The organism is Carboxylicivirga litoralis (assembly GCF_025499605.1).
GTDB classification, from domain to species: Bacteria; Bacteroidota; Bacteroidia; order Bacteroidales; family Marinilabiliaceae; genus Carboxylicivirga; species Carboxylicivirga litoralis.
Map to the genome: position 1 here is coordinate 89,124 of NZ_JAFMVC010000007.1, position 16,217 is coordinate 105,340.

General features: G+C 41.4%; 14 protein-coding genes. 11 read left to right on the plus strand and 3 right to left on the minus strand.

Features of this window, described 5'->3' with window-relative positions; translation table 11 throughout:
* Nucleotides 1-63 precede the first annotated feature (63 nt).
* The 6 genes from uvrA to J1N10_RS08905 all read left to right on the plus strand — a co-directional run bounded on the left by uvrA (nt 64) and on the right by J1N10_RS08905 (nt 8,053).
* The gene (gene uvrA, locus J1N10_RS08880) at nt 64-2,922 is read left to right on the plus strand and encodes an excinuclease ABC subunit UvrA (RefSeq protein WP_262326344.1); all 2,859 of its coding nucleotides are present in this window, start codon (nt 64-66) and stop codon (nt 2,920-2,922) included.
* 180 nt (nt 2,923-3,102) lie between these two features.
* Entirely contained in the window at nt 3,103-3,684 is a 582-nt protein-coding gene (locus J1N10_RS08885) for a TetR/AcrR family transcriptional regulator (RefSeq protein ID WP_262326345.1), read from the plus strand.
* A 178-nt stretch (nt 3,685-3,862) separates the two neighbouring features.
* The gene (locus J1N10_RS08890; protein WP_262326346.1) at nt 3,863-5,215 is read left to right on the plus strand and encodes a DUF1254 domain-containing protein; all 1,353 of its coding nucleotides are present in this window, start codon (nt 3,863-3,865) and stop codon (nt 5,213-5,215) included.
* A gap of 16 nt (nt 5,216-5,231) precedes the next feature.
* Nucleotides 5,232-6,791, plus strand: coding sequence for a DUF1254 domain-containing protein (locus J1N10_RS08895; protein WP_262326347.1), 1,560 nt, complete (start codon nt 5,232-5,234; stop codon nt 6,789-6,791).
* 35 nt (nt 6,792-6,826) lie between these two features.
* Nucleotides 6,827-7,516 (plus strand): hypothetical protein, encoded by a 690-nt coding sequence (locus tag J1N10_RS08900; protein ID WP_262326348.1) that lies wholly within the window; start codon nt 6,827-6,829, stop codon nt 7,514-7,516.
* Between the two features lie 72 nt (nt 7,517-7,588).
* Complete coding sequence (locus tag J1N10_RS08905) at nt 7,589-8,053, plus strand: hypothetical protein (RefSeq protein WP_262326349.1); 465 nt, start codon at nt 7,589-7,591, stop codon at nt 8,051-8,053.
* 114 nt (nt 8,054-8,167) lie between these two features.
* Here the strand turns inward: J1N10_RS08905 and J1N10_RS08910 are convergent, their stop codons facing one another.
* Nucleotides 8,168-10,360, minus strand: coding sequence for a S9 family peptidase (locus J1N10_RS08910; RefSeq protein ID WP_262326350.1), 2,193 nt, complete (start codon nt 10,358-10,360; stop codon nt 8,168-8,170).
* Nucleotides 10,361-10,555: 195 nt separating this feature from the next.
* Between J1N10_RS08910 and thrS the strand changes: the two genes are divergently transcribed.
* From thrS to cdd, 5 genes are all read left to right on the plus strand, one after another.
* Nucleotides 10,556-12,502 (plus strand): threonine--tRNA ligase, encoded by a 1,947-nt coding sequence (gene thrS, locus J1N10_RS08915; protein WP_262326351.1) that lies wholly within the window; start codon nt 10,556-10,558, stop codon nt 12,500-12,502.
* Between the two features lie 53 nt (nt 12,503-12,555).
* Nucleotides 12,556-13,095 (plus strand): translation initiation factor IF-3, encoded by a 540-nt coding sequence (infC, locus tag J1N10_RS08920; RefSeq protein WP_262326352.1) that lies wholly within the window; start codon nt 12,556-12,558, stop codon nt 13,093-13,095.
* A 40-nt stretch (nt 13,096-13,135) separates the two neighbouring features.
* Nucleotides 13,136-13,324: a 50S ribosomal protein L35 gene (rpmI, locus tag J1N10_RS08925; protein WP_425305778.1), complete on the plus strand. Its 189-nt coding sequence runs from the start codon at nt 13,136-13,138 to the stop codon at nt 13,322-13,324.
* A gap of 101 nt (nt 13,325-13,425) precedes the next feature.
* Nucleotides 13,426-13,776, plus strand: coding sequence for a 50S ribosomal protein L20 (gene rplT / locus J1N10_RS08930; protein ID WP_200464278.1), 351 nt, complete (start codon nt 13,426-13,428; stop codon nt 13,774-13,776).
* A 108-nt stretch (nt 13,777-13,884) separates the two neighbouring features.
* Nucleotides 13,885-14,382 (plus strand): cytidine deaminase, encoded by a 498-nt coding sequence (gene cdd / locus J1N10_RS08935; RefSeq protein ID WP_262326353.1) that lies wholly within the window; start codon nt 13,885-13,887, stop codon nt 14,380-14,382.
* A gap of 17 nt (nt 14,383-14,399) precedes the next feature.
* Here cdd and J1N10_RS08940 read toward each other — a convergent pair whose 3' ends face one another.
* Complete coding sequence (locus J1N10_RS08940; protein ID WP_262326354.1) at nt 14,400-15,089, minus strand: RluA family pseudouridine synthase; 690 nt, start codon at nt 15,087-15,089, stop codon at nt 14,400-14,402.
* A 126-nt stretch (nt 15,090-15,215) separates the two neighbouring features.
* Nucleotides 15,216-16,034: a 3-methyl-2-oxobutanoate hydroxymethyltransferase gene (gene panB, locus J1N10_RS08945; RefSeq protein WP_262326355.1), complete on the minus strand. Its 819-nt coding sequence runs from the start codon at nt 16,032-16,034 to the stop codon at nt 15,216-15,218.
* Nucleotides 16,035-16,217: the final 183 nt, after the last annotated feature.

The window sequence follows — 16,217 nt, forward strand, 5'->3', positions numbered from 1 at the left end:
CTATTCATTATCTTTGGATGTTTTTTCTGAAAAAACCTTGAACCATTTTCAATAATCTGGCGGATGAAGGAAGAAGTAACACAAGCGATTGAGCAAGTTGATGAAACCGAGCAAATTGATGTATTAGGCGCACGCGTGCACAATCTTCAAAATATTGATGTATCTATTCCGCGCAACAAACTCGTTGTTGTAACCGGCTTGAGTGGTAGCGGAAAATCATCCCTCGCATTTGATACTATTTATGCCGAAGGCCAACGCCGCTATATCGAAACATTCTCGGCCTATGCCCGTCAGTTTCTGGGGAACATGGAGCGCCCCGATGTGGACAAAATTACCGGATTGAGTCCTGTTATCTCCATTGAGCAAAAAACAACCGGTAAGAATCCTCGCTCAACAGTAGGTACCATCACCGAGATTTATGATTTCCTTCGATTATTTTATGCCCGAGCCGGGGAAGCCTTCTCATACAATACAGGTGAAAAAATGGTCAAATACACCGACGACCAGATTCTACATTTGATTCTTGAGCAATTTAAAGGCCGAAAGGTATACATTGCTGCGCCATTGGTAAAAGGCCGAAAGGGACATTACAAAGAGCTGTTTGAACAAATCCGCAAAAAAGGCTTTATTCATGTGCGCATCGATGGTGAAATACAAGAAGTGGTGCACGGCATGAAAGTGGATCGATATAAAACTCATTTTATAGAGATGGTGGTCGATCGCGTGGCTGTTTCCGATAAAGACACTAAACGATTGAAAGAAAGCATCAAACTGGCTATGCAACACGGTAAAGGCATTATGATGCTGATTGATAAGGACACCGATGAGCAACGCTTTTTCAGTCGGCAGTTGATGTGCCCCACATCTGGCATTTCATACAACGAACCGGCTCCTCACTCCTTCTCATTTAACTCGCCACAAGGGGCCTGCCCCAAGTGCAAAGGTCTTGGCACGGTTGACGAAGTAGATTTTGATAAGATTGTACCCGATGCGAATTCAACCATCAAAAAAGGCGGCATTGCACCATTAGGCAAATACAAAAACAACCTGATATTCTGGCAAATTGAAGCCATCGGTGAAAAATACGGTTTTACACTAAACACGGCGATCAAAAACATCCCGGAAGAGGCAATGGATACCATTTTGCATGGCTCAAGCGAACCATTGACCTTGAAAAATACACCATTAGGTTCCTCATCGAATTATTATTTGAGCTTTGAGGGCGTTATCAAGTACATCCTCGAACAACAGGATAACGACACATCGATGAAAGCCCGCAAATGGGCCAACCAATTCATCAAGAACAATACTTGTACCGAATGCGGAGGACAACGCCTGAACAAAGAAGCTCTTCATTTTAAAATTGACAATAAGAACATTGCCGAATTAGCCGAAATGGATTTGGGCTTGCTGCATGAATGGTTTCAGGGACTGGAAGACCGCATGAGCGATAAACAAAAAACCATCGGCTTTGAAGTTCTAAAAGAAATACGCAATCGCCTGGGCTTTCTGATTAATGTAGGATTAGAGTACCTGTCGCTCAACCGCAGCGCCATGACGCTTTCGGGAGGCGAAAGTCAGCGAATAAGGCTGGCCACACAGATTGGCTCTCAATTACTTAATGTATTATACATACTCGACGAGCCAAGCATTGGACTGCATCAGCGTGACAATCATCGCCTCATCGATTCGCTTTGTCAACTGCGCGACACAGGCAACAGTGTGTTAGTAGTTGAACACGACCACGACATGATGATGGCAGCCGACTACGTAGTTGATATGGGGCCGCATGCCGGGCGCCATGGCGGTGAAGTTGTGGCACATGGTACACCCATGCAAATATTGCAAAGCAACTCGCTAACGGCCGATTACCTCACGGGTAAGAAAAAAATTGAAACGCCTAAGCAACGACGGGAAGGAAATGGTAAATCAATTATAATAAAAGGAGCTACAGGTCATAACCTGCAAGGTATTAATGTTGAATTCCCACTGGGAAAACTTATATGTGTTACAGGCGTTTCGGGTAGTGGAAAATCAACTTTGATTAACGAAACACTCTACCCTATTCTCAACCAACATTTTTACAATTCGGTGAAAGACCCGCTTCCTTACAAGTCGGTTGAAGGACTGGAGCACCTGGATAAGGTGGTTGATGTTGACCAAAAACCTTTGGGACGCACGCCTCGCTCCAACCCGGCGACCTATACCAAGATATTTGATGAAATAAGAAAACTGTTTGCCGAACTGCCGGAATCAAAGATACGCGCTTACAAACCAGGTCGATTCTCGTTTAACGTAGCTGGCGGACGCTGCGAAACCTGTAAAGGTGGCGGTGTGCAAGTGATTGAAATGAACTTTTTACCCGATGTGATGGTCGAATGCCCCGATTGCGGAGGCCGACGTTACAACCGCGAGACCTGCGAAGTTAGGTATAAAGGCAAGTCCATCAGCGATGTGCTGGACATGACAATCAACCAGGCTGTTGAATTCTTCCAGCATATTCCCAAGCTTTCGAAAATATTAAAAACATTGCAGGATGTAGGCCTGGGCTACATCACCTTGGGACAGCCTTCTACAACACTTTCAGGTGGCGAAAGTCAACGTGTAAAACTGGCCGCCGAACTGGCCAAACGTGATACGGGTAAAACCATCTATATACTGGATGAGCCAACCACCGGCTTGCATTTTGAAGATATCCGCGTATTATTGGACGTATTGCAGCGCCTGGTAGCCAAAGGCAACACAGTATTGGTTATTGAGCACAACCTGGATGTTATAAAGGTAGCCGACCACATTATCGACATAGGCCCTGATGGCGGTCGTTTTGGTGGTCAATTAATGGCAGCCGGGACACCAGAAGAGGTAGCACACAAGAAAAAGAGCTATACAGCTAAATATTTGAAAGAAGAGCTGAAGAAGTAGTAAAAGTCCAGAATGCAAAATCTGAAATCCATGTCGGAGGTGCAAGGAGATGCACTCATAAACATGACCAGATATATAAATAAACATCAGCGTTTCTTTCTTCATCTCAACTAAAGTTATTGGAATAACAGCTTTTTTATGGTAATTCTGTTTATATTAGGCTTAACCAACAGAACCATAATGAAAAGTAGAGATACATACAACAAGTGGCTTGAAGCAGCCTATATCGAATTCGCTCACAGCGGACCCGATTTTAGCCTGAAGGCACTGGCTGAAAAAGCACAGTTCCCCCGCGCCACTTTCTATTACCACTTTGACGACAAAGACTATCTCGTTTCTGAACTCTTAAAATTCCATCAACATAAGTGCCAACAATGCCAATGCGATCTGCAAAAGACTGTTAAAACGCTGATTCCAGATCTTTACACCGTTTTATTCAAATACAAAAACAACGTACTTTTTCACCAACAGTTATTTCTACATGGCGATGTGGAGCCGTTTTACAAATTATACCGGGAAAGCAATGAAGCCACCATACGCCTGCTCTTGCCTTTTATAAAAGCGCATTTTAAAACCAATAAGTCTGATCAGGAAATTATTCAATTCTACCACATCTTAACAGATACCTGGTACATCCGGTTAAACACCCATCAACTCACTGAAGATTCCATGATTAACCTGGCCATTGAAATAATGGAAAACACGCTGGGCCTGTGCAGCGCCTCACTTACGCTTGAATCAACCCTGGCCATTAAAAAATAAGGCGATACCACGCTTTTATCACCCTATCGTGCCAAAACCTGACACCCCTGTCTAAGTTTCTCTTGTGCCCGTTGGGTATATTTGTTAATACGAAGTGATTCATAACTTTTTAATTAACAAATAACCCCATTAATGTCCTATGAAAAAGCTCTTATTATTTAGTGCCGGCATTCTAATCGTGATCGCCGGATGTAACTCAAAACAAGCAAACCTTAGCCCGGAACAAGTCCAACAAATAGCCAAAGAAGCCTATACCTATGCCAACCCGATGGTGGATCACTATCGCGGCCTTTACAATTACTTCATCGATGAAAGCAGCCCGGACTACAAAGGTCCCTGGAATAAAGTGATCAATATGGCCAGGGTATATACCCATGAAGACCGTACGATACAGACTGCAAATTCTGATACGCCGTATAGCTTTGCTGCCTTGGATCTGCGTTCAGAACCCATGGTTCTTACCCTTCCTGAAATTGAAGAAGGACGCTATTTCAGTGTGCAGCTTATTGATATGTACACCCATAATTTTGACTTTATCGGTACGCGAACCGTGGGTAATGGTGGTGGACATTTTCTAATTGCCGGCCCGGAATGGATAGGCGAAATACCCGATGGTATCGAAAAGCTGATTCCTGCCGAAACCGAATGGGTGTTGGCAGTGTACAGAACTCAACTTTTCAATCCGAATGATCTTGAGAATGTGAAGCAAATTCAATCGGGGTATAAACTTCAACCACTGTCTTCTTTTCTTGATATACCCGCACCACAAGCAGCTCCGGATATTCAATTCATTAAACCGTTGACGCAGGATGAAATAAAAGCGTCTCCAAAGGTATTTGAGCAATTGAACTATCTCCTGCAATTCTGTCCTACCCATCCTTCAGAAAAAGAATTAATGAAACGCTTTGCCAAGCTTGGTATCGGCGCCGGTCAGGAATTCAACTGGGATGATTTTTCACCAGAGATCCAAAAAGCCATCAAACAAGGGATTGCAGATGCCTGGGCAGACTTTGCAGTAATAAAATCTCAAGGAGAAGCTGGAGAAATAGGATCGGCAGAAATATTTGGCACCAGACAACATCTTAACAACAACTACAGCTACAGGATGGCAGCTGCTGTGATGGGAATATGGGGAGCGAGTGCCCAGGAAGCGATTTACCCGGGCTATTATGTCGATTCGGAAAATGCCCCCCTTAACGGTACCAACAAGTACACCCTTCGTTTTGAACCGGGGCAATTGCCCCCTGTAAATGCTTTTTGGTCATTAACCATGTATGAGCTTCCGGCGAGCCTTCTCGTGGAGAACCCGCTTAACCGTTACCTGCTCAATTCACCTATGATGGACGATTTCGTTTTTGACGAAGACGGAGGACTTACCCTTTATTTTCAAAGTGAATCACCGGGCAAAGAAAAAGAACCCAATTGGCTACCTGCACCCAAAGGACCATTTTCAGTTATAATGCGATTGTATTTGCCGAAACCTGAGACCTTATCAGGAGATTGGGTAAAACCACAAATGATTAAAAAGTAAATAAAAAATCATAGCTATGTATAAAAAGATTTTAGCCATAACACTTGTTGGTTCTATTATTCTTTGGTCGTGTACCGAGAAACAGGCAACACAGCAAGATATCCCAACCTATCAGCAAACTACAGATATCCCTGAGGGGATAACCACTCCGGATCATGTATCAACCTCTATCGGTGAATTAAAGTTTTTGGATGGGGCACCACTACCTGAAACAGCCGAACTGGTGTATGACAATCTGGATCGAATGAGAGGCGTGGATGTGTTTTTAAAAGGAATTCCTGCAGCATCGGTTCACCAACTTATGGTAGGACCTGAAGCGTTAGGCGTGAATGCCATTAATAAAGTCATCATGACAGAAAATTTAATGGATTCAAAACCCTTATTTCTGACGGCTAATACTTCAACACTCTACGTAACGCCTTATCTCAATCTAAAAGAGACAGGACCAGTCGTACTGGAGATTCCACCCGGCATGCTTGGGGCTTTTAACGATGCTTGGTTCAGGTATTTATGCGACATCGGCCCGATGGGTCCTGATAAAGGCCGGGGAGGCCAGTATTTAATGGTACCTCCGGATTATGAAGGAGAGCTGCCTGACGATTATTTCATTGTAAATTCTCCATCATACAGAGTGTGGACATTTATGAGAGCTTCCATTGCCAATGGCCTTGACGTAGCAGTAAAAAATATCAAGGATAATATGAAGGTTTATCCTTTGAGTCAGAAAGACAATCCCCCCGCCATGGAGTTTATTAATGGGAGTGGAAAAACATTCAACACCATTCACGACAATGATTTTAATTTCTATGTTCACTTAAATGATGTTATTCAGGAAGAGCCTTTAGATCTAATTGATGCAGAGACCCGTGGTTTACTGGCTTCAATTGGAATTGAAAAAGGAAAACCTTTTAATCCGGATGAAAGAATGAAGCGCATACTAACTGATGCAGTAGCTATCGGCAATGCAACAGCCAGAAGCATCGTTTGGTATCCAAGAACCAGTGGCAGCGTGGATAATATGAGTGGCATTAAAGTATTCCCAGATTCCAACAGCGCCTGGATAATGGGCTTTTTAGACAAGAACGTGTTCTTTAACGGCAAAGATGGTAAAACCATGAACTCCGATGCCCGGGTGATGTTCCATTACTCCTATACGGCGGTCACACCCGCTATGGCTGTAACAATTCCGGGTGTTGGTTCTGATTATGCCATCGCCTATGTTGATGAGAATAAGCTGCCGATGGACGGATCAAAAACTTATAAAATCCATATCCCTAAAAACCCGCCGGCAAAAGATTTTTGGGCATTAACCATCTATGATACACAAACCCGCTCAATGCTGCAAACCGATCAGGTGCTTCCTTCGGTAGGCAGCCAGGATGAAGGCCTGCTTCAAAATGAAGATGGCTCCTACGATATCTTTTTTGGACCAAAGGCTCCCGATGGCTACGACAACAACTGGCTACAAACCATACCCGGAAAAAGCTGGTTTGTTGCACTTCGTTTATATGGCCCGCTGAAACCCTGGATCGAGAAAACCTGGCGACCAAGTGAAATTTTAGAAGTTAAAGAATAACAAACACCTGCACCATATTCGTTAAACTTATAATTATGAAAAAACTATTTTATGGCCTATTACTGCTTATTTCGGTAAGCATAACGGCCCAGGAAAATGAAGTGGATAGCAAACTGAAAGATTATGATTTATCCATTGAACAGCTTGCTAATAGTATTTTAGTATCTCATAGCCAATATGCATTTAATATTACAATCACTTCCGATTGGGATTCGGAAATCAATGTGGAGAAAGCCAGGTTTGATCCGACAATGAAAGTTCGCGAACGTTGGATTTTGCTAAAATATAATGGTAATGAACCATCGAAAAAAGAGCTTAGGGACTTTAATAAACGGTTCAATATAAAAGAGAAGGGTATTAATAAAACAATTGATAAATCGTCTTTGAATATCGAACTCGACGATAAGGATTATTTGGTTATTAGCTTTAAGTACATTAAATCTGGCTTACCCGAGCGATATGTTTTTTTGGCTAATTGTAAAGGCAAAGCCTTCATTAATAAATCGACCAAACAGCTTGAAAAAGCAGAATTTGTAAATGAAAAGCCATTAAAAGACTGGCCGCTAAAGGCTGAAAAATTTTCATTGCTTGTGAACTATACCTACAATGAGGCCGAGCAGATTTACCAATTGAAGAAGGAAACATTTAAAATGGATGTAAAAGGATTTGGTCAGATGGTTCCATTAAAGGATGTATACGAGTATTCTGATTACAAAAAGCTATAAGAAACGTTAGAGTACCGAAGATAAATGCCTTCTTAATTAAGTATCGTGTAAAACATCAATAAACGATAATCTATGAAAAACACCATAATAATGTTTGTGCTGCTGCTGTGTTTAAGCAGTGTATCGGCCCAGTCGGCCAAAGAGGAAATCGATTACTTTCAGTCAATTTTTGGTATGGAGAAAAAAGCCCTGATGGCCGAAGTGGTGCAACCCGATGAAACGACAAAAAGCGCCTTTTGGACGTTATACGACAGCTATGAAACCAAGCGAAAAGAATTAGGACAACAACGCTTAGCCGTACTGATGGATTATGGCGAAAAATATGACGATCTGACCAACGAACAAGCGGCTCAGTTTTTAAAGCAAACCATGACCATAAAAAAGCAACACGATAAGTTGCTTAATACCTTCGTTAAGAAAGTGAATAAAGTCAATGGTCCGGTAACAGCCATGCGCTTTCAGCAGGTTGAAATATACATTTTGAGCGAAATACGACTGGCTATTGCAGGCGGTCTGCCGTTTCCTGAGACACATTAATGTGTATTAAAACAAACGGGAAGAGAAAGTGTAAAAAAGGGCCGCATCTTTAAATGCAATACTGCAAATAAAGGTGCGGCCCTTTTCTTTATAATTTAAAAGCTATTACATCTTTTATAAATTTCTAAAAATATAATCCGCTTTCATGCGATACAAGTGATTGCGCACATTACCTCCATAAATACTGTGATTACGGTTAGGATAGGCAAACATATCGAACTGCTTACCAGCCTGCACCAAACGGTCAACATATTCCATCACATTCTGGAAATGCACATTATCATCGGCCGTGCCATGAATTAAAAACAAACGTCCACTTAAGTTATCTACATGGTTAATTGGGCTATTATCGTCGTAACCGTTGGCATTTTCCTGAGGCTTGCGCATATATCGCTCGGTATAAACCGAATCGTAGTAGCGCCAGTTCGTTACCGGAGCAACAGCGATACCAATTTTAAATACATCCGATTTGCTCAAACACAACGACGACATAAAACCACCGAAGCTCCAGCCCCATATACCAATTCGCTTGGCATCCACATAATCCAATGAACCTAAATATTTAGCCGCTTCAATCTGGTCATCCGACTCATATTTACCCAGTTTGCGATAGGTACACTTACGAAACTCTTCGCCTCTGGCACCAGTACCACGTGGATCGACACACGCCACCATATAACCTTCGGCTGCTAAATACTGCTCCCAGCCGATACGCCAGTTATCCAATACCTGCTGTGAATTTGGTCCACTATACTGCACCATCAACACAGGGTATTGCTTAGAAGCATCGAAGTTCAATGGTTTCACCATCCACCCGTTTAACTCAACACCTTCGCTTGTTTTAAACGTAAAGAATTCTTTCGGGCTTATCTCAAACTGGGCCACACGCTCTTTTAGGGCTTTATTATCTTCCAACACGCGAATCTGCTTGCCTTTACCATCGTGCAAAGTCACTAAAGTAGGCGTTGTAGTATTGGATAAATAGTTGATGTAATATTTAAAGCCTTTGCTAAATACGGCTTTGTTCGTTCCTTCAACCGTTGAGAACGCCATGCTCTTTTTTCCGTCATTGCGAACGGCATATACTTCGCGCTGCATTGGCGACTTTGCTGCTGCCTGGTAATAGAACATGCGTGTTTTTGAATCGTAACCCAGATAATCGGTTACATCCCACTCTCCTTTGGTTATCTGACGAACTTTACGTCCAGCCATGGTAAACAAATGAATATGGTTATAGCCATCTAACTCCCCTACATACACAAAGTGTTTTCTGTCTTCCAAAAACTGAAGGTTATCCAACACATCCTGCTCGATATAACGCTCGTTTCTATCAGTAAACACCGTATTACAAACCCCGGAGTTGGTGTTGGCAATCATCAGCTCCAAATAGTTTTGATGACGATTTAATTTGATGATACCCAATTTACCTTCTTCTTGCGTAAAGCGAACACGTGGAATATAAATATCGGTTTCTGTACCAATATCCATTGTTTTAGTAGTGCGATTTTTAATGTTAAAAACATGCACACTAACAATTGAATTATCTTCTCCTGCTTTAGGATATTTATATTGATACAAACCCGGATATAAGCTATTTTCTTCATTATCAGGATAAGAAGCCTGGTACACGGGAAATGCAAACTCCTTCACGTTAGACTCGTCAAATCGCACAAACGCAATCTCTTTGCTATCGGGCGACCATTCGTAAGCTTTGTTGTAACCAAACTCTTCTTCATACACCCAGTCAGGCATACCATTAATAATTTTATTGAACTCACCATCCTCGGTAATGGCACTTTCAGTTCCAAACTTTAGCTTGGCCAAAAACAAATCGTTATCGCGCACGTAGGCCACCATTTCGCCGTTTGGTGAAAAGGAAGCTATTTGCTGTTTACCGTCTTCCGACAAAGGCTTTATTTCATTATACTGAATATCGTATACATAGTAATTCGCTCTGAACGAATGACGGTAAATATGCTCACTATTGGTGTATATCAGAATTTTCGTTTCATTGCCATTGAACTCATACCCTTCGATGCGCTCAATATCAAATTCGCCTTTCATCTCTTTTTCAAGGTCAAAAACATCTGCTACCTTCTTACCGGTTGCATACTGATACTTCACAATGCGCTTGCCCTCTTCAAGAGTCGTGTAATGAATCCCATCTGCCATTGAGCGTACACCGCGCACCGAACGTGCGTTAAATGTACCTTTCGCAGTAATATCTTCCAGTGAAACGGTCGGCTTTTGCGCAAATACCATTCCCGACATCAATACCAATGTCAATAAAATGCTTAAGTACTTCATCTATAAATTATTTATTTTTAAACAGTTTCCAATGAACGAAGTTCAAATCTAACAAATTCAATGCCGATAAAACAATGGTATTTGACAGCATTTTAAAATTAGCCTTAATTATCGCGAAAAAAAGCGCTATCCAATCAATGCTTTCAGGCGTTTTACTTATCTTTGCATGTTTTTTAAAATCTAAGCAATAGGAGCATGATAAAAATTACCTTTCCAGACCAAAGTGTCAGAGAGTTTGAAGCAGGCGTAACGGGTTTAGAAATTGCGCAGAGTATTAGCCCCCGATTGGCTAAAGAAGTTTTATCAATTACGGTTAACGACACCTTAATGGATTTAACGCGCCCTATCACCACGGATGCAAGCATCAAATTGCACAAATGGGAAGATGAGGAAGGGAAGCATGCATTCTGGCATTCATCAGCTCACTTGATGGCTGAAGCCATAGAAGCGCTTTATCCGGGTACCAAATTTGGTATTGGTCCAACCATCGAAAATGGTTTTTACTACGATATAGATACTGGCGATACGGTTATTAAAGATTCTGACCTGCCTAAAATTGAAAAGAAATTCAAGGAGCTGGCCAGTCAGAAAAATGCCTACGTACGCAGTGAGGTATCAAAAGCGGAAGCTTTAGATTACTTTACTAAAAAGAACGATGAGTACAAGTTGGAATTGATCAATGAATTAGAAGACGGTACTATTTCGTTCTACGAACAAGGTAACTTTACCGATTTATGTCGCGGACCGCACTTACCATCAACTTCGCCAATTAAAGCGGTTAAGTTATTAAACGTGGCAGGTGCCTACTGGCGTGGTGATGAAACGCGCAAGCAGTTAACGCGTATCTATGCCATCTCTTTCCCTAAAGCTAAAATGCTTGAGGAATACCTGGTTATGTTGGAAGAAGCCCAAAAACGCGACCACCGTAAAATCGGTAAAGAGTTGGAGCTATTTGCCTTCTCACAAAAAGTTGGTCAGGGTTTACCATTATGGTTGCCTAAAGGAGCCAAACTACGTGAGCGCTTAGAAAATTTCTTAAAGCGCGTACAGGTAAAATATGGTTACGAACCTGTTATCACACCTCATATTGGAAACAAGGAATTATATGTGACATCTGGTCACTATGCCAAATATGGTAAGGACTCGTTCCAGCCGATTAACACACCGGCCGAAGGCGAAGAGTTTTTGCTAAAACCGATGAACTGCCCTCACCACTGTGAGATTTTCAAAACCAAGCCTCGTTCTTACAAAGATCTGCCGATTCGTTTTGCTGAATTCGGAACCGTTTATCGCTATGAGCAGAGCGGTGAGTTACATGGGTTAACAAGGGTACGTGGTTTCACTCAGGATGATGCTCACTTATTCTGCCGCCCGGATCAATTGAAGGACGAGTTTAAAAAGGTAATCGACATTATACTATACATCTTTAAGGCATTAGACTTTAAAGAGTTTATTACTCAAATTTCTTTGCGCGACCAGAACGATCACTCTAAGTACATTGGTAGTGAAGAAAACTGGAACAAAGCTGAACAAGCTATTATAGAAGCTTGTGAAGAAAGAGACATGAATGCGGTAGTTGAATATGGCGAAGCTGCTTTCTACGGTCCAAAGCTTGACTTTATGGTAAAAGATGCCTTAGGCCGTAAATGGCAGTTGGGAACCATTCAGGTGGACTACAACTTACCTGAGCGCTTCGAATTAGAATACATTGGTAGCGATAATCAGAAGCACCGACCAGTGATGATTCACCGCGCACCGTTTGGAAGTATGGAACGTTTCGTAGCGGTATTGATTGAGCACACAGCCGGTAAATTTCCATTATGGTTAACACCTGAGCAAGTGGTCATTTTGCCTATCAGCGAAAAATATAATGATTACGCAGAAAAAGTTTTAAATTTCCTAAATAATTCCGATATTCGTGCCGTTCTTGACGACCGTAATGAGAAAATCGGTAAGAAGATAAGGGACAATGAGTTAAAGCGAATTCCATACCTTCTGATCGTAGGAGAAAAGGAAGCAGCGGAAGGCAAAATTGCCGTTCGCAAGCAGGGAGAAGGAGATAAAGGAGCGATGACTCAACAAGATTTTGTTGATTTTATCAATCAGGAAGTAGAGAAAATGCTTTCTGAGATCGAACAATAAGTATTAATTAATCAAAGGAGGGTTTAACAATAGCTAGACCAAACAGAAGGCATGTGCGTCCGGTAAAACAGGAGCCTGCTCACAGAATTAACAGAAATATCAGGGTACCACAAGTACGATTGGTTGGAGATAACATCGAGAATCCAGGCGTATACCCTACAATGGAAGCCATTAAGATTGCTGACGAGTTGGACTTGGATTTGGTAGAAATTTCGCCAAATGCTGATCCACCTGTATGTAAGATAACGGATTACCAAAAATTCCTTTATCAACAAAAACGCAAGCAAAAAGAGCTGAAAGCAAAAGCTGTTAAAGTTGTTGTTAAGGAAATTCGTTTCGGTCCAAATACTGACGATCACGATTATCAGTTTAAGTTAAAACATGCTGAGAAATTCCTTGGCGAAGGTGCAAAAGTAAAAGCCTATGTATTCTTTAAAGGACGTTCAATTCTTTTTAAAGATAAAGGTGAGATTCTTTTATTACGTTTTGCACAGGATCTTGAGGAAATTGGCAAAGTGGAGCAATTGCCTAAGTTAGAAGGTAAACGTATGACGATGTTTATCTCGCCAAAGGTAAGCGCTAAGAAAAAATAGCTTATTTTTTATAACTAAATATATAGGAATAATGCCAAAAATGAAGACAAATTCCGGTGCTAAAAAGCGTTTTACGATTACCGGAAGCGGAAAAATCAAGAGGAAGCATGCTTTCAAAAGTCACATCTTAACTAAGAAGACAACGAAGCAGAAGAGAAATTTGACCTATGCTGGCACTGTTCACAAAGCTGATGAAACAAACATCAAGCTATTATTGAACATGAAGTAATTCGAATTTCAACGAGAAGAAGAAAAGATTTTTTTTAACCAGAGTGAATTAGCTAAGAAGATTCCCAAAGGGGGCGCTAACCATTCGAAAATGATTTTAAAATGCCAAGATCAGTAAATCATGTAGCGTCAAGAGAACGACGCAGAAAGCTTTTAAAGCAAACCAAAGGTTACTTTGGACGTAGAAAAAACGTATGGACAGTTGCTAAAAACGCATACGAAAAAGGTCTTTCATACGCTTACCGCGACAGAAAGAAGAAAAAGAGCACATTCCGTGCATTATGGATTCAGCGTATTAACGCAGCAGCTCGTTTGGAAGGTGTATCATACAGCAAATTAATGGGTATGTTGCACGCTCAAAACATCGAAATCAACCGTAAAGTTCTTGCTGACCTGGCAATGAACCACCCGGAAGCTTTCAAAGCTATTGTTAAGAAAGCTACAAACGCTTAATTTTTTTAAGCAAAGGATATTAAAGGAGACCAATTGGTCTCCTTTTTCATTATCTATACTTCGCTGTTCGCCCATAATCACTATATTGTGTGCCCATTTTCAAAACATATGAAGAAATTAAACTTAACCACCAGCATTGACGTATTTGAGTCGTCGGAAGAATTAAGCCAACAAGAGCAAATTTTACTTCAAAAGGCTGAAGAAGCTTGCAATAAAGCCTACGCGCCCTACTCCGAATTTTATGTTGGCGCTGCCGTTCTGCTCGAAAATGGAGAAATCATAACTGGTAGTAATCAAGAAAATGCCGCCTACCCATCGGGCTTATGTGCTGAGCGAACCGCTATTTTCTATGCTAATGCTCAATATCCTGACAGCCCGGTTGTTTCAATAGCCATCATCGCCAGAAACAAAAATGGAGTATTAGATAATCCCGTTGCACCCTGCGGTGCGTGTCGGCAAGTAATGCTGGAAACAGAATTGAGGTTTAAAAAAGCCTACGATATACTGCTGGTTGGGCATTCATCTATACAAAAAATAAAAAGCAGCAAAGATTTGCTGCCTTTATCCTTTGTAGGTGAAGGATTAATCAAGAAAGCTGACAGCTAATAGCCAGCAGCCTTTTCTTAGCCATTCACATTTCGAAATTCCTTCCACAAGTTCTCGGTATCAGGTGTAGAAGCTATAATTGTTATAGGCTCTTTCTTAACCGGATGTTCAAACTCAATTTTGCGGGCATGAAGCGAGATACTTCCATCTTTATTGGAGCGCGGGAAGCCATATTTTAAATCACCACGGATTGGGCAACCAATCTTTGCTAATTGACAACGAATCTGATGATGGCGGCCTGTTTCCAGGTCAACTTCTAACATGTAATAGTTCTTTAGCCCGGAAACTAATCGATAATTCAGAATAGCTTCTTTAGCTCCATTTCGTGGCTTCGGAAAAGCATATGATTTATTTTTCTCCGAATTCTTTAATATATAGTGCTTCAATCGACCACTATCTTCAGTTGGTAACTCAGCTACCAAAGCCCAATAAGTCTTTTTAATTGTCTTCTCCTGAAACATCTTATTCAGACGACTCAACGCTTTGCTGGTACGCGCAAACAACACCACTCCACTTACCGGCCTGTCCAATCGGTGAACAACGCCCAGAAAAACCTCTCCTGGCTTATCATATTTCTTTTTGATATAAGCCTTTACACGATCACTCAACGTTTCATCACCCGTTTTATCACCCTGCACAATATCCGACGCTGACTTATTAACCGCAATAATGTGGTTATCTTCGTATAGTATATCTAGTTTCTTCATTTTACTTGGCCTCTGACTGCTAGCCGCCAGCCTCCGATAACTATCGGGGTAGCGATTTACAGCTTTATTATTTTTTCTATTCTATTTTTTGTTCTCCAGTCTTCTATCTCCAGTCTTCCGTCTAACCTAGTACTGTTCACGCTCATTAGGAAAATCCACACTTTTAACATCTTCAATGTAGTTACCAACGGCACCACTAACCTCTGCAAATAAATTATGGTAACGACGTAAGAATCGCGGTGAAAACTCTTGGTTAATACCCAACATATCGTGCAACACTAAAACTTGCCCATCAACCTGGTTACCCGCTCCAATACCGATGATTGGAATCTTCACCTCTTTAGCCACCTGACCAGCTAATGCCGCTGGAATCTTCTCGAGCACAATACCAAAACAACCTGCTTCTTCTAACAAATGAGCATCTTCAATTAGCTTTCTGGCCTCTTCTTCTTGCTTGGCACGAACGGTATAAGTACCAAATTTGTGAATCGACTGGGGGGTCAATCCCAAATGCCCCATAACAGGAATACCGGCACACAATATACGCTCAACCGACTCAATAATCTCCTTACCACCTTCAAGCTTTACGGCATCAGCTGCCGTTTCCTTCATAATTCGAATAGCCGATGTTAAGGCTTCTTTCGAGTTGCCCTGATAGGTTCCGAATGGCATGTCAACCACCACCAACGAACGCTGCACAGCGCGCACCACTGAAGCACCATGATAAATCATTTGATCTAGTGTAATCGGTAAAGTTGTTTCCCATCCAGCCATTACATTAGAGGCCGAATCACCCACCAATATGACATCTACACCTGCACTGTCAACAATTTTAGCGAGTGAATAATCATATGCCGTCAACATGGCTATTTTTTCATTTCGCATTTTCATCTCACTCAATACATGAGTGGTGACTTTTTTACGTCTTTCCTGAGCAACTGACATACTTATATATTTTCGTTTCTAAACGATTAGATTTCGTAATTAACTTCAATGATTTACTTAAGGTCTGATTAAACTACAGCGTGCAAAGTTAATAATTTGCAATAAGCAACGCGAGTTATTTTTTATTCAATCACAGAAACTTTATTATTTACACCATCAGCATGTTAGATTTTTGATTACAAA